We start from the raw sequence: 18960 nt of genomic DNA on the forward strand, positions 1-18960 counted from the left end.
TGTCGGGTCCCGGCTGATTGTATACACGTTTACGAAATAAATCGGGGCGTTCCTGTTGCCAGGCCTTGAGTGTCTCAACCGGCGTTCGGTGCCCCAGCGCCTTCTGCCCGATCTGATGGTTGTACAGGCGCTGGTAGTCCTGGAGGGTGTCCTTCAGATGCTCTCCCGAGCCGAAGCGCCGGGTCCGCAGCAAGTCGGCGATGCGGCCGTTGAAGCGCTCCACCATTCCGTTGGTCTGCGGCCGTTTCGGCCGGATCAGACGATGCTCGATCCCGTGGTCGGCGCACAGCCGGTCGAACGGGTGGCGTCCGGTGGGCTCGCGCTCCCCGGTGGCCGCAAAGCGGTCCGTGAACTCCTTGCCGTTGTCCGTGACCACGTGCGTGACATGGAACGGCGCCCGCTCGATCAGCTTCTTCAGAAAGCCGCGCGCGGCTTCGGCCGTCTTCGAGCGCCGCACCTCCAGGTAGACCCAGCGCGAGGCCCGATCGATGGCCACGAACAGGTAACCGCGCGAGGGCTCGTCGGCCATCTGGGGCAGGTACTTCACGTCCACGTGCACAAAGCCCGGCACGTAGTCCTTGAACGGCTTGTGGCCCGGCTCGACGGGCTCGCCGGCCTGCTCGTGCTTGAGCGCCTGCAGGTCACTGACACCGTGGCGGCGCAGGCAGCGGTCCAGCGCCGCCCGGCTGAGGTCCGGGTTGAGGAACTCGCGTGCCACGATCAGCAGGTCGTCCAGCGACAGCAGGGCGACCTCCCGGACCTGGACCACGATCGCCTCCTGTTCCGCCGTGAGCGTCGTGTGCATCGTCTTCGGACGATGGGTACGGTCTTCCACCTCGGTGCGCCGGCGGCGCCACTTGCGCACCGTCATGCGACTGATGCCGTAGCGCCGGGCCAGTTCCGGGTCGCTGACGCCGGCCGGCGCCTCCTGCAGTTCCTGCCGGATCCGGGGTGTGGTGCGGGCGTTGGAATGGATCGTACTCGCCATGCGGTCAGCCTCCCGTTCGCTCATCGGGCACAATACTCATCCACTCCCGGGCATGAAACAGGGGTGCCTTCTCTCGCGGTATGCAATCAGACGAGACCTGACATCTAATCTACTGTTAAGCATCATAGGAGCGCAGTTTGGACCTAGAGGTTATATGGCAGCCAGCTGTAGTTGCAGCAGTGGTCTCGGCAATTGTTGGGCCGTTGATATTCTTCTTCCTGAAGCGTTGGGATGAGAAGAATCGCAGGAACTTTGAGATTCGCTATTCAGAGTACAAGCACTACCTAAAAGCTCTCGAAGACATTGCATCAGCGAGTCAGAGCGATTTCGAAAGGTTCATGCGCGAGACTTATGCGGATTGCTTAAAGGGTATCCTGGAAGCCGAAGGACGATCCAATGAGCCGCTGCTTCGGCTCAATGACGAAATAAACGAGTTGACGGCGCGCGTGCGAGAGTCATTCTCCCGGGCAACCCAAGAGCTTAACGGTCTGCGCTTGGTCTGCTCAGACGAGCTTCTTTCCATGGTCAATGAATTTGTGGATATTCAGCGATCGCTTCTCAATGAGTCTTGTGCCGTTCTTAGTCGATTGGAGCAGGTAGACCCGAATGACCCAAGTGCAATGTTTTCTGGTGAAATGAGGCAACAAGGCGAGCGATCCCACGAGTTGTTCGAAGATATTGTCCGGCAGATGAGAAAGGAACTAGGCATCAAATGACGCTTAACAAGTCGCTTGAGTTCGCTTCGGCCCTGATCGGGCCTCCGCCGGACGGGTTTTTCGCTCCGCCACAAATCCGCCGCTCAGCTTTGCGTTGGGCCGCAAGGCGATTGTCCAGATGAAACTGATCTTTTTTGATGAAGCAAAGAATGATGATGGCTATCCGCACTACCACATCGGTGGTGTTGGTATCGATGAGGAGCACTTAGCTGAAGTTGAGGCTCGCATTAATGAAGTAGTAGAGGAGGCTTTTGGAAACTCCCGCCTCGAAAGCGGCAATGAGCTTCATGCGGCCGAGATTTACCACCGCAAGAAAAATTTCAAAGATTGGTCTGATTTTGAACAGCGAATAGCGTTGATCGAAAAACTCATGCAGATCCTTTCGATGCCCGAGCTCGAGCTAATCGATGTTCAGGTTAACGTGGATAAGCTCTGGCAAAACCAAGTGCCCGACGAAGTCGCGTTCATGTTCTTTTGTGAGAGAGCCAATGACCTCTGCAAGGCTCAGCGGTGTTTGGGCATGTTGATAGGCGACCGCGAGAGCGATCGAGTAGCAGAGCGTTATGCCGGTAGTTTGTCGGGCTATCGGGCTGGTGGTACGGACTTCGCGTTTGGGCGGGACATTCAAAACTTGGTGGATTCGGTTCATTTCACCCACTCGCACCTAAGCCGGTTCTTGCAAATCGCAGATATCTACACATGGCTTCTTCAGTTCCGTAACCGAAATCGTGGCTCCGATAATTTTCGACATCAGGCCATTTTTGATATTTGGGCGAGGGACGCAATCACTATTTATCCATCGAAGTATAAAGAGTGGCCAAAGTGATATGGAGGCCCAACAAGTGAATCAAGCCGACCGTTTTACGCTGGCGCTCCAAACGGCGGCTTATTCAAGGCGTTAGTGTTTCGGGACTTAGGCAGTATAATTGCGAGGTAATAATGGATCGAAATGCAATTCCAGCTAACGTAAAGCGGGCAGTACTTGTGGAGGCTGGGCATCGATGTGCAATACCTACATGTCGAGCTACCACTACCGAAATTGCTCATATCGTGCCTTGGGCTGAAACGCAGGATCATTCATTCGAAAATTTAATCGCACTCTGTCCAAATTGTCATACAAGATATGACCAAAAAAAAGAAATAGATAGATTAAGCATGAAGATGTACAAACATAATCTTGGAATTATCAATAATCGTTATGGTGAATTTGAAAGGCGAATTTTTGCAGAATTAGCAAAAACTGGGGAAAGGGGTTTTGTTGTTGGTCCTGGAGGTGACTTGTTAATTGCAAATGCAATAAAAGATGGACTCTTTGAAGAAAAACTCGCATCAGACCATCATTGGAATATAACCGGAAATGATGGTTACAAGAAATCCTTCCCAATGAGTTTTTTTTATTGGGTTACGGATTCCGGTCTTGAATTTATTAAAAGATATTCCAGGGGCCAGAATATTGAGTAAACACTAACCAAAAGCTCCACCTGACCCGATGGGCCTAGCGGCCCCCGGATCAGGTGAGCATGGCGTTATGTGCTGTACGTATCCGGACACTCGGGGTGAATGATTATGGATTTTGATGACGAGTTTCTGAGCATCTTGGGAGCATGGCAAAGAGGGTGGAATGAAGACCAGGAAACTCGCTTAAAGCTTGCCGAAAAGCTTATGAGAAGCGTCGAATGTCTGCCTGATGAATTTAAACAAGTAAATGAGCCTTGCTATCGGAAAAGGTTTCTTCACTATGGTGAGCTTTTTGAAATCATCATGGTTGATGAAAAAGGCGAAGGTCTGACTAGCTGGACAGTTTTTGAGAAATATGCGGAGAACTTCAAGGGCCTTCATAAGCCAGATGCCGTATCTGCGGCAATTTTCGAGCATGCACCAAAGCCTGACGAAGTGATTCTGAATATATGTGCACTTTGGGAATCCGAGTCCTTTTTAAGTGCGGCTAAAAAGTACCAAGAGAATGGCGGAGACAATGCAGATGCTATTTTCCACTTCAAGGCGTCTCAAGGGGAAGTAATATTAAATGCCCCACTTAAAGGGAGCGAAATTGTCGCTCTCACTGGCGCATCTAGCCCGTTTGATGAGCTGTGTGATAAAGCAAACATTCCTGAGTCTGAAAGGGATGGGTATTTCAAGCGGTTGATTGATAGCGGTCAGTATCCAGAAACTCTAAAGTACACATCTAAAGAAGGTACGAAGAGAGTAATACAAAACACTATAAAGATAATGGAAGACAAGATTGAGGCTGCGAGAAATAATCGAACTTATGGCACATAACCAAGCGCTGCTGTCGGACAAATTTTCCGCTGCGCTCCAAATTTGCCGCAGAGCACGGCGTTGGGTATCACAGGAGGGCACATAGTGCCAGCAATGTATGACAAGCCAGTGTGAATCCTGATGCAGGAATTGATTCCTGCGTTGGGGATATCTCCTGGCGACACCTTCACGCGGGAACAAGTAGTTCAGTGGTTTGCCGAAAATTATCCGAAGATCAAGCAAGGAACAGTTGCTGCCCATCTGGTGCGGCTTTCCACCAATGTCCCCACGAGGTTGCAATACAGTGTGCGTGCTGACGGTTCCGATGATCACTTCTTCAAGATCGATAGCAGTACGTTTCGCCTCTACGAACCAGGACGTGATCCCACGCCGATTTCCGAGTCTACCCCGGTTCATGAGGAACCAGTTGAATCGCCATCTGAAGGAACGGGTGAGTTCGCTTACGAACATGACCTTCGAGATTTCTTGGCGAGGAATCTTCACCTTCTCGAGCCGGGCCTTACGTTGTACACCGATGAGGGTATAACCGGCGTTGAGTTTCCTGTGGGAGGTCGATTCATCGATCTACTCGCGGTTGATGCATCTGGAGATTACGTCGTCATCGAGCTAAAAGTTTCGAAGGGATATGATCGAGTGGTTGGTCAGATTCTCAGATACATTAACTGGATTAAAATGAACCAAGCCGACGAAGGCCAGAAAGTCAGAGGCGTGATCGTCGCAAAAAACATCAGCGAAGATCTGCGGTTGGCCTGCGCCGGGTTGCCGGACGTAGCCCTAGCCGAGTACGAACTAGAGGTGTCGATTAGGCCAATTTCTGGTTTGAAGGCATGACACCCAACAAAGTCATCCAGCCGACGCTCGTTCCTCGCGCGGCTGATGGCTAACGTTATCTAAAAGGAGGCGGTAGTTGTGACTGAAGAGAAGTACCGGCTTTGCTCGGTTTTAATCTCGTCTCTTGGAGCAATTGGTGTCGTTGTTACGCTCGCCGTTGGGTTTGTTAAATATTCTGGGAATATTGAGAAATCCTACAAAAATCCATTTTGGCAGAGCCAAATGGAGACTTGCTCAGAGGCAACGGAGGCCGCCGCGAAGATAGCGATGGCTGCTGGCGTCAAGGAGATTCCTGATCAGCTTCTGGATAATCTTTTCTCCATATTCTACGGTACTGGACAACTTTACCTTGATAATGAAACTATCGACGCCGTTGGAGACATTGGCTCTCAAGCGGTTCAATGCAATGCGGGTAACCTCGAAGAGAGTAAATGTATTCAACCTCTCTTCAATGCTCTATCAATGAACGTGGGTCAAGCATGTCGTGACATGCTTACGGCGTCTTGGAGCCTACCTCTAGAGACTCTCGACTCAGAACACCTGAAGCCAGATTTGTCAGAATGAGATAACCAGGCGGTCAACCGGGGCCAAAAGCTTGGTGCTTTTGGTTCCCTCGGCTGGCGCTCCGGCGCCGGTTGCCTCAGCGTTAGCCAGAATGGACAGATTAGCGTGATAAAACGAACTTGCTATATGTGTGGTCAGCCAAAAACTTCGGTGGAGCATGTTCCGCCGCGGTGCTTGTTTCCGCAGACAAAAGATTTGCCTAAAGGAGTAAACCTTCGGAAACAACTTATCACTGTTCCCTCATGTGATCTTCACAACAGCCAGAAATCAAAAGACGACGAGTATCTTCTGTATACACTTCTTCTCAATATTCCTAACAATCAAACAGCTGAAAACCATTTCTTTAAGAAAGCGCTAAGGGGAATTGAGCGAAACTCGTCTTTAATCGAAGGCATCACAAAAATGAATATGCCAGTTACAGCTGTCGATAATGTCACTGGAGAGGTGCATCGGACGATTGCTGTTAAAATAGATGAGAAAAGACTTCATTCGTCTCTCCAGTCTATTGGTTATGCATTGTACTACCACCATTTTGGAAAGCCTTGGTCCGGTACCGTCCAAGCTTATCCCCACTTTCTCATACATCTCACGGAACCTGATGCACGGGATTTGAATGCACCCAATGAAAGGATGCAGCAATGTACGGAGTTGCTGATGGAACAGTGTGAGCGGTTCGGAGATAACCCTGAAGTATTTTGCTATCAACTGGCAGAAGGGAATGATTCAGTCGATATGATAATGTATCTGAGAATATACGAAGGCTCTCGGGCTACGCTCATGTTCAAGAATGGATAACAATGCCAAGCACGGCGACGCCTTCTTCGTTGCGGCTTCGCCTTCACTACAAAGTCGCGCGTGTTGGCGGCGTTATGCCGGATGAATATTTATCCATGAGATTCCTTGAGTACGCACTGAAACGAGCACTACGTAAACCTGCCCCGAATCCCATACCTAGAAGTGGCGAGGCTGGGGCTGCCGTTGATGGCTACGTAGTCTATCTGCGGGCGGAACATGGAGATTTGCACGTGCTGGTAGACGAGTTTGATGGCCGTGTTGTACAGGGTAGAGGTCTTCATGAAGGTACTTTTGAGCTTCAGACTTCTATTCCCACATACAATCTTAGGCATTTCGTACCCGAGATACAGCATTATTACGGGTTATGGAATTTCAACTATTCATCTGCATTACGATTCATTGTGCGGGACCTCCTTCATTTTCCAGTTTTCGTGGTTGCTTTTGATGATATACAGCAGGCTCTGTTTAACCGTAAAAGGCTTGTTCGGAAGGAGCGAATAACTCTATTACGAGATCTTGTGGAGCATACGATTAAAAACCCACAGTTCAAGATAAGCCATATCGGTGTGATGAGTGAAATCTATACAAACCGTTGGGTGCATCATCCCTCAAAGAGCGGCGTACTGGAATACTATAAGCTTGCACTCGATTCCTTGGCCCAAAGTGGCGACCTAAAGTCTGACGGGAGTTGTTACAGTGTATCGCCAAAGGCGTTGGAAACATTGGCGCAGTATGAGGAGCAGGAGCGAAAGCATCGTGACAACGTAAAGCAAAAGCGCGCACTAAACTGGCTTACATTTGTCTTGGTGCTCTTGGCTGCGCTTCAGGTTTATGGAGTGCTTTCAAGCAACGGGGCATAACAAATTGCTGCACGCGGATAAATTACTCGCTGCGCTCCTAATTTACCGGTGAGCAAAGCGTTATCTCGCATAGACCCTGCTGTGCGTCATATCCCGCGGATTTACAGGAGGTATGAACTACATGGACACCACCCGTCTGTCATTTCCCGAGGCCACCGGTCTCAGGCGGTACGACGCCGAACTGGCCTCCTGCCTGGCCGACCACTCCACCCTGGTCTACAAGGGCCACCGCGAGATCGTTACAACGCTCACCGCCGCTGGCTACGACCGGGTCGTCATCTTCCGCGACGGCGGCACCAACGCCTATCTGGAGCGCTGCGGTTCAACGCCGGGGGAGGGCGGCCGACGCTGGGTGCTGGCGTGGCGGGGCACCGAGGCCGACTATCAGGACATCATCGCCAGGGAAGTCGGCGAACAGGACCGACTCGTGGTCACCGGACACAGCCTCGGCGGCGCACTGGCCCAGCTCGCTGCCTTCTACCTCCACCGCGACCTGTTCGGCGACGGCGGCCAGCTCGCGGCCGTCTACACCTTCGGCTCTCCCAGAGTGTTCGGCGCCGAGCAGGCCAGGCACCTGGAGCGCGCATCGCCTTACCCCCATTTCCGGATCGTCAACGGCGCCGACCTGGTGCCCCGGGTGCCGCCGGTGGTGATCGGGTTCCGACACACCGGCTGCAACGTCTACATCGAGCGCAACGGCGATATCCGCAAGGCCCCGTCCTGGTGGCGCGTCTTCAAGGATGTCGGCTGGCGTCAGGCGGTCCTGGTCGGCCTCACGCTGCTGCTGGTATGGGGCGGCCTCACCGGACTGGAGGCGCTCGGCATGGTGACCCTGCCATGGTACGCGAAGGGCATCGTCATGGCCGTGCTCGCCATCGCCGCGGCGCAACTGCTGCCGAAGCCGCTGCGCCTGTTCCCCGGCAAGACCCGCGCCCGCTGGCGCCTCGTCAGCGACCATTTCATGGAGGCGTATGCGCGTGGGGTGCGGGAGGGGCGGGTGATCGGGTAGTTCTACTGCGGGGACTCTTGAGCCCGGCTGTTCCTTCCGTCGGATACCTTGTTTGCCTTCAGGCGAGGTTGTACTCTTTAATGTACATTAAAATGTACAAAGCGTTTCCATGTCAAGGGTTCGAGTCGATGAAGATATCCGTCCTCTGTCTGAATTTCGTGCAGGGGTGGCCACATTCATAAAGCAGCTCCATGAAACCCGTCGTCCTATGGTGCTGACACAAAGAGGTCGTGGCGTTGCAGTACTGGTGGATGTTCACGAGTACGAGAAGATGCAAGAACGTCTGGAAATGCTAGAAGAAGTGTACAAGGCGGAAGAACAAATAGCTTCCGGGGATGGTACGGAGCATGAAGATGCGAAGCGGCGGGTTTTGAATGGGCTGACCCAATGAAGATCGTCTGGTCCCCGCTTGCGCTGGAGCGTGTCGAGGACATAGCGCGGTATACTTCAGAAGATAGTCCGGATGCTGCGGTACGGTGGGTTGATGATTTATTTGCCGCAGTAGAGCGGTTATCTGATTTCCCCAAAAGTGGACGCATGGTTCCCGAGGTGGGATCACCTCGTATAAGGGAGCTGATATTTGGGGCGTACCGGGTGATTTATAGCATCAAGGATCAATTTGATATTCTGACTGTGCGTCGCAGTAGTCAGATATTGCGTATGTCCGACCTTGATGATGACGAAACATAACCACCGGCTACACAGCGACCGATTGTCCGCCGCTTCTTGGCTCCAATCCGGCGCGTGACCCGATCAACACCCACGTCAGGAACAGCCTGGAGAGCGGCGAGCTGTCCGCCGAGGCAACTATTAAGGAAAACTTAATAGTTCGTCAGGAAGGGGCGCGCCAGGTGCGGCGCAAGGTGAGTGTCTACAGCCTGCCGATGATCCTGGCCGTCGGCTACCGGGTGCGTTCCCCCCGGGGCACCCAGTTTCGCCAGTGGGCCACTGCCCATATGGAGGAGTACCTGGTCAAGGGCTTCGTCATGGACGACCAGCGCCTGAAGGATCCCGGCGGCGCAGAGACGAGGCACCGGAGGCCGATGCCGAGGACTTGCAGGAGCTGGAGGCGCTGGAGGAGCGGATCAGGAAGGAGGGCAAGCCATGAATGCTGCCTCCTCTGCCATGCGGCTGGGGGCCATGGGCCTTGTAGACCGCGGTCGGCACCACGCAGATCGCTCATGTGCTGGTGTCGCGGTTCGGCATCTTCGTCATCGAGACGAAGAACATGCGGGGGCTGGATCTTCGGCGGTGAGCTTCAGGCCCAGTGGACCCGGAAGATCTACCGGCGGTCGTTCCGGCTTCAGAACCCGTTGCGCCAGACCCGACGGGCGTACGTGGAGGGTTTGCGGGAGCGTCACGCGGCGCTGGTGGCACCCGGTTGTCCGCAATGTGGCAGCGCTTGATGTCTTGACGTTTTGATGTCTTGACGCTAAAACCTCTTGGTGTGGTTGTGTGGAGGAGCTCCATGAGCGAGACACCGAAACGGTCGACGGTTTATTTCGATCCTCAGTTGCATGCGGCGCTGCGGCTGAAGGCTGCGCATACAAATCGTTCCTTGTCGGATATCGTCAACGAGGCGGTTCGTGCAGCATTGGCCGAGGATCAGGAAGATCTGGCGGCGTTCGAGGAGCGCGTCTCCGAGCCAACCATGAGCTATGAGGCCTTGCTCGATGATTTGAAGGCTCATGGAAAAATATAGGCTTGTATTCAAGAAGTCCGTTGCCAAAGACCTTCGTTCAATCCCGAACAAAGATGTGGCTCGCATTCTTCAGCGCATGGAGGCGCTGCAGGATGATCCCCGTCCGGTCGGCAGTGAAAAGCTCTCGGGACAGGAGCGCTACCGCATCCGGCAAGGCGTGTACCGAATTATTTACGAAGTGGTGGATGACCTCCTGGTCGTGACGGTTGTGAAGGTCGGTCATCGAAAGCAGGTCTACAAACGCAGCTGAGCCGCCCTGGAAATAACTGAGCCAGCTGTTATTGAGAGTCTGGCATGCCGTTCAGGGCGGCTTTGCGGTCGGGGGCTCTGGGGGGGGCTATGCAGTGTTTCGAACGGGCGTTGGCGGGGCTGGCACTGGTCGGTTTGCTGGTTGTTAGCCTGGCAGGATGTCACCCGAACACCGAACCTGCCAGTACCGGCGGTGAGAGGGTAGCCGGCACCGAGGGCATCGATTGCGGCGACCATCTGCCGCTGAGTTATTCGCCCGATGGGCAATGGTTGGCGTTCTGGCTGTGGACCAATCGCGGTGAAAATGCCCCTCCCGAGCATCGGCTGGCCTTGCTCGATCTGGACACTGGCATCCGCCATCTGCCGGAACCCGATGGGCGCGACAGCAGCGGCGACGCGGCAACCGCCGCACCGCGAATCGACAGGCTTTGCTGGAGTCGTGATGGACAACGCCTGCTGACCGGTGTGTTGCCTCCCGACGCCAACGAGGCGACGCCCGTACAGCAGTCATCCGCATCGACGAGAGTGACACCGCGCGGCCAGCAACGACCGGCTGTGGTTCACGCAATCGACCTTGACCGGCCCGATCGAATGGAACGTGTCGATACCGCTGCATGTGGTGCCGAAGACATCGGTCACTGGCGATTTCAGGCGCCGTATTCGTATTGGGATGACTGGACCCAACTGGGCAAGGTGCAAGTCAAGAAGGTGGATCCGCGCCTGATCAGGCTGGAACTATCGGGTGGCCGCGTGCTGGGTGAACACCGACCCGTTCGCTGGAGTACGCGCTCGCTGATGGTATCCGATCACGCCTGGTCACCCGAGCAGACGCAGCTTGCCTACGTGGTTCGCGAGTTGCGCGGAAGCTGGGGTGGGCTGTCGCATGCCTGGCTGACGGCTGTCGACGCCGAGCCCGTGCAACTGCTCAGCGGCGCCGTCTACGCCATGCAATGGCGCAATGACCAGGAACTGCATCTGTGTCTGAGGCGACCCGGGAAAGCAGAGTCGGCGGTCTTCGCCTGGCAATCTCCCTTCGACTAGCTCCGGACGCTGTTGGCTCCCATGTGATTCGAGTACCCCCAAGGTAAAAGCCAGTATCCTCATGGTAAGGAACCGGCTACTGCGGTCTCACTTGTACGGCCCTGGCCGCAAGACATCTGGGCGCTGGCCTGTGTCCGACCGTGGAGAAGGATGATACCCGTGATTTCGGCATTGATTCTTTTCTTGTGGGGGGGTGTCTGGTGGGTCGCGCAGAGGTGACGACGGGGCCAGCCCGGGGGCGCGCGGGTGCGCCCGGATGGAGTGCGTTTGCGGTAGCGAGCGGGGCAATCCTGCTCCTCGTGGCGCTGCCTCCGGCCGAAATCTGGGGTCGGTGGGGATGGGGTGTCGTTGTTCTGGTCGCCTGCGCCTGGGGGCTTGCTCTGGCGAATGCCTGGCAGGGCCGGCGATTGGCCCCCGCTCTGACGAACGCTCCGCGAGCGCGGCTGCTGGTGGCCGTCGGGCTGGCCGGTTTTCTGCTCACGGGGCTTTTCTGGGTCCGGGCCGCGCTGGGGATCCCCGCGGGGTGGCTGGGCGACCTGGGCCTGAAAATGGGGACGCTTTTCGGAGGATGGCCATGGCCGGCCCTGCTGCTGGCGGGGCTTGTGGGGCTCATGTTGCGTCCCCGGGGCTCCGGTGGTCCTGCTCTGCTCGGCGTGGCGCTGGTCGCGGGTACTCTCGGCTGGGGCGCGCATTTCCCGGTGGCGGACGCGGTGCGGTCGAGTTCGAACGCCGGGACTGGCGAGGTTCGTCGGGCACTCGAGGAGCCCCTTGCCACCCGGGCGGGGCTCGCGGCGTTGGGTGTTCTCGGTCAGCCCCGATCTCTCGAAGTGCGCCCCAACGGGCTTTATCTGGGCCCCGACGAGATACGAACGCTGGAGTTGCACGGGCGGACGTTCCCGGGCACTCGTTCGAACCTGTCGCGACCGGGCCAGGGGAGCCGCGTGCGTGTCACGGACGCCTCGGTCGTGGAGGTCGTGCGAGCGCCCGAGGGGGATCGCTGGGCGCTGAGGTCTCGCGCGCCCGGCGCCAGTGCCGTGGAGATCCGTGCGGGCGCGGCCACGCAGTGGATCGGCGTTCGTGTTTCGGATGAAGACGAGGCGGATTCCACGCCTGTCGATGTGACCGATCAGGTGACCTTTGAAGTCGGGGACACTCGCGAACCGGGACCGTCCGGTGGCTTTGCGCTTCGTCAGACCGTCCGGATGACCAACCACTCCGACATGGCGCTGGTCGGCCCCCTCCATCTGGTCATCGGTTTCTCCGCTGAGGCCGAGCCCGTACTGGTGGGGGCAGGACGAGTCAGGCACCCGGAGGTACGGTCCGTCTTCGGTTCCGACTGGCGGGTCTCGGTGGCGGAGATCTTTCCCGGGCCGGACGGGCTACGCCCCATCGTGCCCGCGCTGGCTCCGGGCGCAAGCTCGGAGCTGGAACTTCGCGTGGTGGCGCCGCTGGACCCCGATGCGCCGGATGTCGAACTGCGCGTGTTCGAAAGCATTCGGACGCCTTGAAGGGGGGTGAATCAGCAACGTGCTTGATGCTGTGCTGCCTTGGCGCCAGAACACCGTTGGGCCTTAGCATGTCTGCAAGTGCAGCTGACCCGCCCAGGCAATAGGAATTGCTTCCGTACCCATGGCTGATACCCGCTACATCACCGCCAACCGTCTGACGGAAGAGTCGCAGGCGATCCAGAGGCGCGGGCGCAACCTGGTGCTGCTCCTGGGGTTGCCGGTGGCGCTCGGTGCGTTCTTCGTGCATCCGCTGGTGGGGCTGGTGACGCTGGCGGGGCCTGATGCCTCGAGCGTTCGCGCCAAACCCGCCGGGCGCACGTGGAGGGTCTGCGGGAGCGCCACTCGGCGCCCGCGGCACCCGTTTGTCCGAAATGCGGCAGTGCGATGGTGAAACGAAAGGCGCGCAAGGGTGTCAGCGCCGGCCAGCAGTTCTGGGGCTGTTCGCAATATCCCGCGTGCCGGGGGACCAGGGCTCTGCAATAGGGCCGACGGGTTAAAGCGCGCGGTTGATCCGGGGCATGTGGGGATGCGAGATGGATCTGAAGATACGTGCGGCAGAGATCGGGGATGCGCGGCGACTGGCGGAGCTCATGGACTTCGCAGGCGAGGGGATTCCGATTTATCTGTGGCGGGAGTCCGCCGGTCCGGAGGGGGATCCCCTGGAGTTCGGGGCGCGCACCGTAAGCGGGACAGACGGCGGCTTCAGTTACGTGAATGCCCATGTGGCCGAGATCGGGGACGAGGTCGTCGGGATGCTGCTCGGGTACCGTCTGCCCGATCCGCACGACGTCGAGCCGTTGAGCGAGGCCCCGGTCGTGGTGCGTCCGTTGCTGGAGCTGGAGGCGCTGGCCCCGGGGTCCTGGTACGTGAACGCCGTGGCGGCCGATCCGGCCTGGCGCGGCCGCGGCGTGGGAAGCGCACTGATGCAGCGCGCGGAGGACGTGGCGGCCGCGACCGGTGCGGAGGTGCTCAGCCTGATCGTGGCGGAAGAAAACCGGGGTGCACGGCGGCTTTACGAACGGCTCGGTTATGCCGACGTGGCGCGCAGGCCGCTGTTCCCCTGGCCCGGTTGTCGGCATTCCGGCCACTGGGTCCTGATGACGAAGCCAGTCCCGGGAAGTGCCGGGCCTGTCTAGCCGGGCTGCGAGGGGGAGGTTTTCCACTCGTTCGCGAAGCGCGGCAGGGCGTCGAGGTAGACCTGGCAGGAGCTGGATCCCAGCTCGCCGCGCCTGCAGAGGTTGTTGATCCGGGTAAAACCGATGGCATCGATCAGCAGCGCGGTTTCGAGGGTCGAGCGATCGGAATCGGCCCAGCCCTGCAGCATGCGGACGCTGTCTTCGTCGAAATCCCAGTGCCGCGCGATGGCGACGGAGGCGTTTCGTGCGAGGCTTTCCAGCTCGTCGATGAACCCGGATGACACGGTGGGAACCTCGAGGGTGTCCAGGTTGCGCAGCAGAACCATGAGTCCGCTGCTGTGAGTCAGGGCCGAGAGATGGAGCGCGAACCCTTCGACCCCGCCGCCGATGTGCTGGGCGCCGACCTTCACATTCATGGCGGTTTGCAGCGTCTCCGGCCAGATCTGCCGCAGGCCTTCCGAGTCCAGGCGACGATCCTGCCCGAATTGAGCGATGGGACTGATGATGGCGGCGGCTACCACTTCGCGCATGCCCCGGTTGCCCAGAATCGTCACGGCCTGCTCGATGCTCACAATCTCCTTGCGGTTCGGTCGTACGGACGGACTGTTGACGACCTTGAGCATGTTGCCGGCCAGAACGGGATCGCTTTCGACCATCTTCGCGATCTCTTTCGATCCGTATTGCTCGGGATCGCGCAGGGTGGCCATGAGTCGGGGCACGATCCGGGGAAGCCGCGGCACCCTGGCGGTGAATGCGGTGGGATCCTCCATGAGCCGCTCTCGATGCTCGCGCAGCCAGGCGCGCTCCTCGGGGCCGGGCGAGCCTTCGGACTGGTGTCGGGTGGCGAACAGTCCGGCGCAGTACCGTGAGGAGAGTTCCCGTTCCGAGAGGAGCGGTTCCGTGCCGTCGCCTCCTCGCACTGCGTCGCTGCTGGCAGTGCCTTCGCGGGCGTCCGACTTCGGTGCGCGGCCGGGGGCCGGCTGGCTGTTGTCTCTCGCGCGAGCGAACCATCGCCGAAGCCGGGAGAGCATCATGGGTGGGGCGTCCTTGTATGCGGTGTATGGCTTGCGACGACCGGGCCAGGGGTGGGCCCGCGGCTGCCGTCGGGTGACCGCTGTTCGGCTATGACGGGGGTGAAAGGTAACCTGCGGAAAAGGTGAAGTAAACGGAGGGCGGAACGTGTGGCCGGCGAGGACACCTGCCGAAGGTGTCGGATCATCGGCCGATGCCCACCGCGTGCAAGAGAAGCAGCGCATCCGGGTTGCCGAACTGAGGCAATCCCCGGGCGCACGATGTGTATCGATCACTTTGCCGTTCACCCCCGGACAAGACAGGCGGACCGCGAAACCGGGCAGGTGTCACTTAGCAACCGCCATGAGGGTCCTCCCACCCCCAGCGTCTGCACCAGCGGCATGGCCGGCATAATCAACCCGATAGTCCCCGATGTGGCAGGGTCCCCGTCAAAGTCGGGATTCCACCGGCTGCGAGTGCGGAGGACTGGCACGGGGTAATGCCGGCGGATGCAGTCGGTTGTCTTGCTCCGCCCCGGGCCTGCGTCGAGTTCCCCTGTCCGGGAGGTGCTGCGGGGCCACATAATGGGCGTCAGGTGGTTCCGGCAGTTCGACACGGGGCCGCGCCCACTGCAAGGAGTGGAAGTATGTTCAAGAGGGTCCTGGTCCTCGGCCACATCAGCGGCATCCGCATCCAGATCCACGTGAGCTGGGTGTTCATCCTGCTGTTGCTGCTGACGACCATGAGCACCGGCTTCCACTACCAGTTTCCGGAGTGGACCCTGCCGATGGTGGTGGGCACCGCGGCGGTGACGGCCCTGCTGTTCTTCGTGTCCATCCTGGCTCATGAGCTGGGCCACAGCGTGGTGGCCATCCGGCGGGGCGTTCCGGTGGAGTCCATCACCTTGTTCATCTTCGGCGGGCTGGCCCAGATGGGCGGGGATGCCGAGCGCGCGGAAGACGAGTTCTGGATCGCCATCGCCGGGCCGGCGGTCAGTGTGGCCCTGGCGTTGATCTTCGGGGGGCTCGCGCTGGTCACCGCTGGCTGGTACGAACCGGTGTCGGTGGTCATGGGCTGGCTGGCGTTCATCAATCTGGTGGTGGCGATATTCAATCTCATCCCCGGTTTTCCGCTGGACGGGGGGCGGGTGTTCCGCGCGCTGGTGTGGAAGTTCACCGGCGACCCGCGCAGGGCGGTGGATGCCGCCGTCTGGGGCGGTCGGATGGTGGCGTATCTCCTGTTCGGCTCCGGCTTCTGGAACCTCCTGGTGATCGGCAACCTGATCGGCGGCGTCTGGATCATGCTGATCGCCTGGTTCCTGCTGACCATGGCCGAAGGGCAGGGGCGGATGTACGAGATGCGCGAGCGGCTGGTGGATGTGCAGGCGCGGGATCTGGCCGATCCGGAGCCGCCTTTCGTCAGTCCGGATGCATCCATCCAGGAGTGGATCGACCAGGGCGTTCTACCGGGCGGGTGCCGTTCGTTCCTGGTCGGCGAGCCGGAGCGGGTGCAGGGGCTGGTGACCCTGAGTGACAGCCGCAAGGTGCCGCGGGAGCAGTGGGTGACCACCCGGATCGCCTATATCATGACCCCCGCGGATTCGCTGAGCCATGTCGGGCCGGATACGCAGGCCGAGGACATCCTGCGGCTCATGAGTGAGCACAACCTCAACCAGATCCCGGTGCTGGAGGAATCCGGCCGGGCCATCGGATGGATCGACCGCCAGAAGCTCCTGCGCACCATCGAAATCCACATGGAGGTCAAGCGCTAGCAACCCGCGCGTCACGGAGTGGCCATAGGGGGCGACTGCAAAGGGGTACGCCACGCCCTGTTACAGGGCCGACGGGTTAAAGTGCGCGGTTGATCCCGGACGTTGGCAGGCTGGGGCATCCATGGCAGACACTCGCTACGTCACTGCAAACCGGCTGACTGAAGAGTCGCAGGCGATCCAGAGGCGCGGGCGCACCCTGGCGCTGTTTCTGGGGTTGCCGGTGGCGCTGGGGGCGTTCTTCGTGCATCCGCTGGTGGGGCTGGTGACGCTGGCGGGGGTGGTCGTGCTGGTGGGCCTGGTGGGCGGCAGCGCGGTGATCGAGGCGGGGGCGCGAGGGGAGGATGCGGCGCTGGAGTATCTGGCGGAGCTGCCGGACTCATTTACGATCTTCAATCAGGTGGACCTGCCGGACGAGCGTTCGCGCACGGGTGTGGCGGAGGCGGATCTGGTGGTGGCGGGGCCGGAGGCGCTGTTCGTGATCGAGGTGAAGCACAACAGCGGGGCCATCGACTGCGACGAGCAGGCCTCGCAGTGGACGGTGAGCAAGACCGGGCGGCGCGGCAGCCGTTACACCAAGCAGATGCGCAACCCGGTGCGGCAGGTGAAGAAGCAGGTGTGGCTGCTGAGCGAGTACCTCAAGGGCCGCAAGGCCAGGCGCTGGATCCAGCCGATCGTGCTGTTCACGCACCCGGAGGTGTCGCTGGGGCGTTCGGACGACCTGTCGGTCCCGGTGCTGACGGGGCCGGAGCTGGTGGACTACATCCGCCGCTTCCGCCCGGAGCGCCCGCGCCCGGTGAAGGAGAACACGGTCCGGGCCATCGCAGCGCTGAAGGGCTGAACCCGGGTGGAACCGGGGTCCGGACAGGGCCGGCCGGTCCCGCGCCGGCGGTTATTCGCCGGCCGGTTCTTGCATGTGGACGTCCGGGGCCTCAGCGGGCGACGGGTACGCGGTCCCAGTACTGCATGGCCGAGAACTCGCCGTCGAGCCGGAATCCGTCGCTGGCACCCATGTCGTCCAGCGGGGTGGCGATGCCTTCCACGTCCAGGTGGCCGTGGAACGTGCCGTCCGGGTCGGCGGTATCCAGCCGGACCTCTCCGCTCAGGCCCTGGCCGACGGTCAGGAAGCTGATGTCGCCGGGTTCGCTGACATCCCCCACCAGCAGGTGCGCGGCCAGCCGGCCTTCGGCCTCGGTGCTGCGCGGAGCGGCGATCTCGAGGGTGCCGGTGTCATCGGGAACGCCCGCGCCCACCCGGGTGAAGATCATGCAGGCGGCGGTCTCGAGCTCCGGCAGGAAGGCCTCCACCACCAGGGCGAAGCCGTCGCCTCGCTGCGGATCTTCCTGGCCGCCCCAGGCCGCCTGTCCGAGCAGTGCACCCGAGTGGGCTCCTTCCAGGGCCCCGTCGAAGGTCGCCTGTTCTTCCAGCATCGCCGCCAGCTCGTCGCGGGGCATGTCCGCGGGCAGAGGGATGCAGGCATCCAGCATGTCGGCCAGCACGGGCGGGGTGCGGAGGTATTCGAAGGCGGCCGCGCTGGCGCGCGGGTACTCCTGGAGGGTGGTGTAGTCCGGCGCGTCGGCGTCGTCGCTGAACTCGGTGACCTCGATCCGGTAGGCGATGCCCGAGGCCTGGCCGGGTGACTGGTCTTCTTCAAGCGCCCAGTCCTGGGCCTCCATGGTTTCCAGGGTGTCGGCGGAGGTGTGGAAGCCCTGAAGCTGCAGGCCGACGGGCATGCCGAGCGGTTCCAGGGCCTCGCCGAGGGTGTGGAGGTAATGGGCCTCGAGGCCGTCCGGGACGTTGGGCCCGATGGCCATGCGGAACATCCCGGGGCTCAGCTGCAGCAACGCCGACGAGAAGGGCTTGTCCTCGTACACCCACACCGTTCCGTGGTTTACGGAGAACAGGGCCTCTTCATCGTCGCTGTCGAGGTTGGTCATCTCGGTGACCGCAGCCAGGCGGTAGCCCTGTGCCGTCTCCCCGGCGATCTCGCGCGTCTCGCCGGTTTCGGCCACGTGTACGCGATATTCTTCCACTCGCCGCTGGTTGTCGAACATGTCCTGGAACGTGTGCGGCGGCTCCACTTGTTCGCTCTGGAACACCGGCAGCAGAACCCCCAGCTCCTGCTCCTTGCGATACAACTCGCCATCCAGGGCCGGTCCGGTGAACAGGTCCTCGCGCCCGCCGAGGCCGGAACGGTAGTCCTCGTCGGGATGGATGCGGGTGATCTCCGGGCCCTGGGTCACCGTCCAGCGGATCTCGTCGCCCTGGATGTCGGTCAGGACGCCGTAGCGGTAGTGATCGCCCCCGCCATCGAGGGCGAGGGGTTCGAGCTGGATCGGCGACTCATCCGCCGAAGCGGTGAACGCGGTGATCGCCAGTGCGGGCAGGCCGAGGGCCAGCACCAGCGAACGGCTCCGGAAACGGGTCTTCGCGGGCATCGAACATCTCCTGGCTCGGGACGGTCCTGTTGCATGCTCAACAGGCTCAATATGGCACCGTCCG

Annotated in this window: 21 protein-coding genes and 3 pseudogenes; 21 read left to right on the forward strand and 3 right to left on the reverse strand. The window is 59.7% G+C overall.

Annotation, left to right across the window (positions count from 1 at the left end):
- On the reverse strand, nt 1–988 hold a 988-nt coding region (locus F790_RS0112655; RefSeq protein WP_026332961.1), incomplete at its 3' end, for an IS481 family transposase.
- Nucleotides 989–1125: 137 nt separating this feature from the next.
- On the opposite strand from F790_RS0112655, the gene F790_RS14570 reads away from it, so the two are divergent.
- The 19 genes and pseudogenes from F790_RS14570 (at nt 1126) to F790_RS0112705 (ending at nt 13679) form a co-directional block, all read left to right on the forward strand.
- Nucleotides 1126–1704: a hypothetical protein gene (locus tag F790_RS14570; RefSeq protein ID WP_156824338.1), complete on the forward strand. Its 579-nt coding sequence runs from the start codon at nt 1126–1128 to the stop codon at nt 1702–1704.
- Between the two features lie 118 nt (nt 1705–1822).
- On the forward strand, nt 1823–2530 hold the full coding sequence (locus F790_RS0112660) for a DUF3800 domain-containing protein (RefSeq protein ID WP_019591899.1): 708 nt from the start codon (nt 1823–1825) through the stop codon (nt 2528–2530).
- Between the two features lie 113 nt (nt 2531–2643).
- Nucleotides 2644–3165 carry an HNH endonuclease gene (locus F790_RS14360; protein WP_083938884.1) on the forward strand — a complete coding sequence of 174 codons (522 nt, stop codon included), beginning with the start codon at nt 2644–2646 and terminating at the stop codon, nt 3163–3165.
- A gap of 105 nt (nt 3166–3270) precedes the next feature.
- The gene (locus tag F790_RS14365; RefSeq protein ID WP_083938885.1) at nt 3271–3984 is read left to right on the forward strand and encodes a hypothetical protein; all 714 of its coding nucleotides are present in this window, start codon (nt 3271–3273) and stop codon (nt 3982–3984) included.
- A gap of 120 nt (nt 3985–4104) precedes the next feature.
- On the forward strand, nt 4105–4815 hold the full coding sequence (locus F790_RS14370; protein ID WP_198004667.1) for an endonuclease NucS domain-containing protein: 711 nt from the start codon (nt 4105–4107) through the stop codon (nt 4813–4815).
- A gap of 78 nt (nt 4816–4893) precedes the next feature.
- On the forward strand, nt 4894–5379 hold the full coding sequence (locus F790_RS14575; RefSeq protein WP_156824339.1) for a hypothetical protein: 486 nt from the start codon (nt 4894–4896) through the stop codon (nt 5377–5379).
- Between the two features lie 105 nt (nt 5380–5484).
- The gene (locus tag F790_RS14580) at nt 5485–6174 is read left to right on the forward strand and encodes a hypothetical protein (protein ID WP_156824340.1); all 690 of its coding nucleotides are present in this window, start codon (nt 5485–5487) and stop codon (nt 6172–6174) included.
- Between the two features lie 2 nt (nt 6175–6176).
- Nucleotides 6177–7034 carry a hypothetical protein gene (locus F790_RS14715; RefSeq protein WP_198004668.1) on the forward strand — a complete coding sequence of 286 codons (858 nt, stop codon included), beginning with the start codon at nt 6177–6179 and terminating at the stop codon, nt 7032–7034.
- 112 nt (nt 7035–7146) lie between these two features.
- A complete protein-coding gene (locus F790_RS0112675; RefSeq protein WP_019589653.1) occupies nt 7147–8043 on the forward strand; it encodes a lipase family protein in 897 nt (298 codons plus the stop codon).
- Between the two features lie 109 nt (nt 8044–8152).
- Complete coding sequence (locus F790_RS14375) at nt 8153–8434, forward strand: type II toxin-antitoxin system Phd/YefM family antitoxin (RefSeq protein ID WP_081622842.1); 282 nt, start codon at nt 8153–8155, stop codon at nt 8432–8434.
- Nucleotides 8431–8733 carry a type II toxin-antitoxin system RelE/ParE family toxin gene (locus tag F790_RS14380; protein ID WP_081622841.1) on the forward strand — a complete coding sequence of 101 codons (303 nt, stop codon included), beginning with the start codon at nt 8431–8433 and terminating at the stop codon, nt 8731–8733. The genes F790_RS14375 and F790_RS14380 overlap by 4 nt, the downstream gene beginning before the upstream one ends.
- 119 nt (nt 8734–8852) lie before the next feature.
- Nucleotides 8853–9053: pseudogene (rhuM, locus tag F790_RS14950) on the forward strand (RhuM family protein); the annotation flags it as partial.
- A gap of 143 nt (nt 9054–9196) precedes the next feature.
- A pseudogene (locus tag F790_RS14390) lies at nt 9197–9443 on the forward strand (nuclease-related domain-containing protein); the annotation flags it as partial.
- A gap of 68 nt (nt 9444–9511) precedes the next feature.
- The gene (locus F790_RS0112680; protein WP_018871046.1) at nt 9512–9745 is read left to right on the forward strand and encodes a glucose-6-phosphate isomerase; all 234 of its coding nucleotides are present in this window, start codon (nt 9512–9514) and stop codon (nt 9743–9745) included.
- Nucleotides 9732–9995 (forward strand): type II toxin-antitoxin system RelE/ParE family toxin, encoded by a 264-nt coding sequence (locus tag F790_RS0112685; RefSeq protein ID WP_026332963.1) that lies wholly within the window; start codon nt 9732–9734, stop codon nt 9993–9995. The genes F790_RS0112680 and F790_RS0112685 overlap by 14 nt, the downstream gene beginning before the upstream one ends.
- An 89-nt stretch (nt 9996–10084) precedes the next feature.
- Nucleotides 10085–11035, forward strand: a complete 951-nt coding sequence (locus F790_RS14880; protein WP_232199276.1) for a hypothetical protein — start codon at nt 10085–10087, stop codon at nt 11033–11035.
- 449 nt (nt 11036–11484) lie between these two features.
- Nucleotides 11485–12543 (forward strand): hypothetical protein, encoded by a 1059-nt coding sequence (locus tag F790_RS0112695; protein ID WP_019591904.1) that lies wholly within the window; start codon nt 11485–11487, stop codon nt 12541–12543.
- Nucleotides 12544–12828: 285 nt separating this feature from the next.
- Nucleotides 12829–13026, forward strand: a pseudogene (locus F790_RS14395) (topoisomerase DNA-binding C4 zinc finger domain-containing protein); the annotation flags it as partial.
- Between the two features lie 50 nt (nt 13027–13076).
- Nucleotides 13077–13679: a GNAT family N-acetyltransferase gene (locus tag F790_RS0112705; protein WP_019589648.1), complete on the forward strand. Its 603-nt coding sequence runs from the start codon at nt 13077–13079 to the stop codon at nt 13677–13679.
- Here the strand turns inward: F790_RS0112705 and F790_RS0112710 are convergent.
- The gene (locus tag F790_RS0112710; RefSeq protein ID WP_232199277.1) at nt 13676–14713 is read right to left on the reverse strand and encodes an HDOD domain-containing protein; all 1038 of its coding nucleotides are present in this window, start codon (nt 14711–14713) and stop codon (nt 13676–13678) included. The genes F790_RS0112705 and F790_RS0112710 overlap by 4 nt on opposite strands.
- Nucleotides 14714–15336: 623 nt before the next feature.
- Between F790_RS0112710 and F790_RS0112715 the strand changes: the two genes are divergently transcribed.
- The gene (locus tag F790_RS0112715; protein WP_019591907.1) at nt 15337–16461 is read left to right on the forward strand and encodes a site-2 protease family protein; all 1125 of its coding nucleotides are present in this window, start codon (nt 15337–15339) and stop codon (nt 16459–16461) included.
- A gap of 121 nt (nt 16462–16582) precedes the next feature.
- A complete protein-coding gene (locus F790_RS0112720; protein ID WP_019591908.1) occupies nt 16583–17299 on the forward strand; it encodes a nuclease-related domain-containing protein in 717 nt (238 codons plus the stop codon).
- Nucleotides 17300–17390: 91 nt separating this feature from the next.
- On the opposite strand, the gene F790_RS0112725 is transcribed toward F790_RS0112720, so the two are convergent.
- Nucleotides 17391–18896, reverse strand: coding sequence for a hypothetical protein (locus F790_RS0112725; protein ID WP_019591909.1), 1506 nt, complete (start codon nt 18894–18896; stop codon nt 17391–17393).
- Nucleotides 18897–18960: the final 64 nt, after the last annotated feature.

This window comes from Thioalkalivibrio sp. ALE20 (assembly GCF_000381405.1).
GTDB lineage: Bacteria > Pseudomonadota > Gammaproteobacteria > Ectothiorhodospirales > Ectothiorhodospiraceae > Thioalkalivibrio.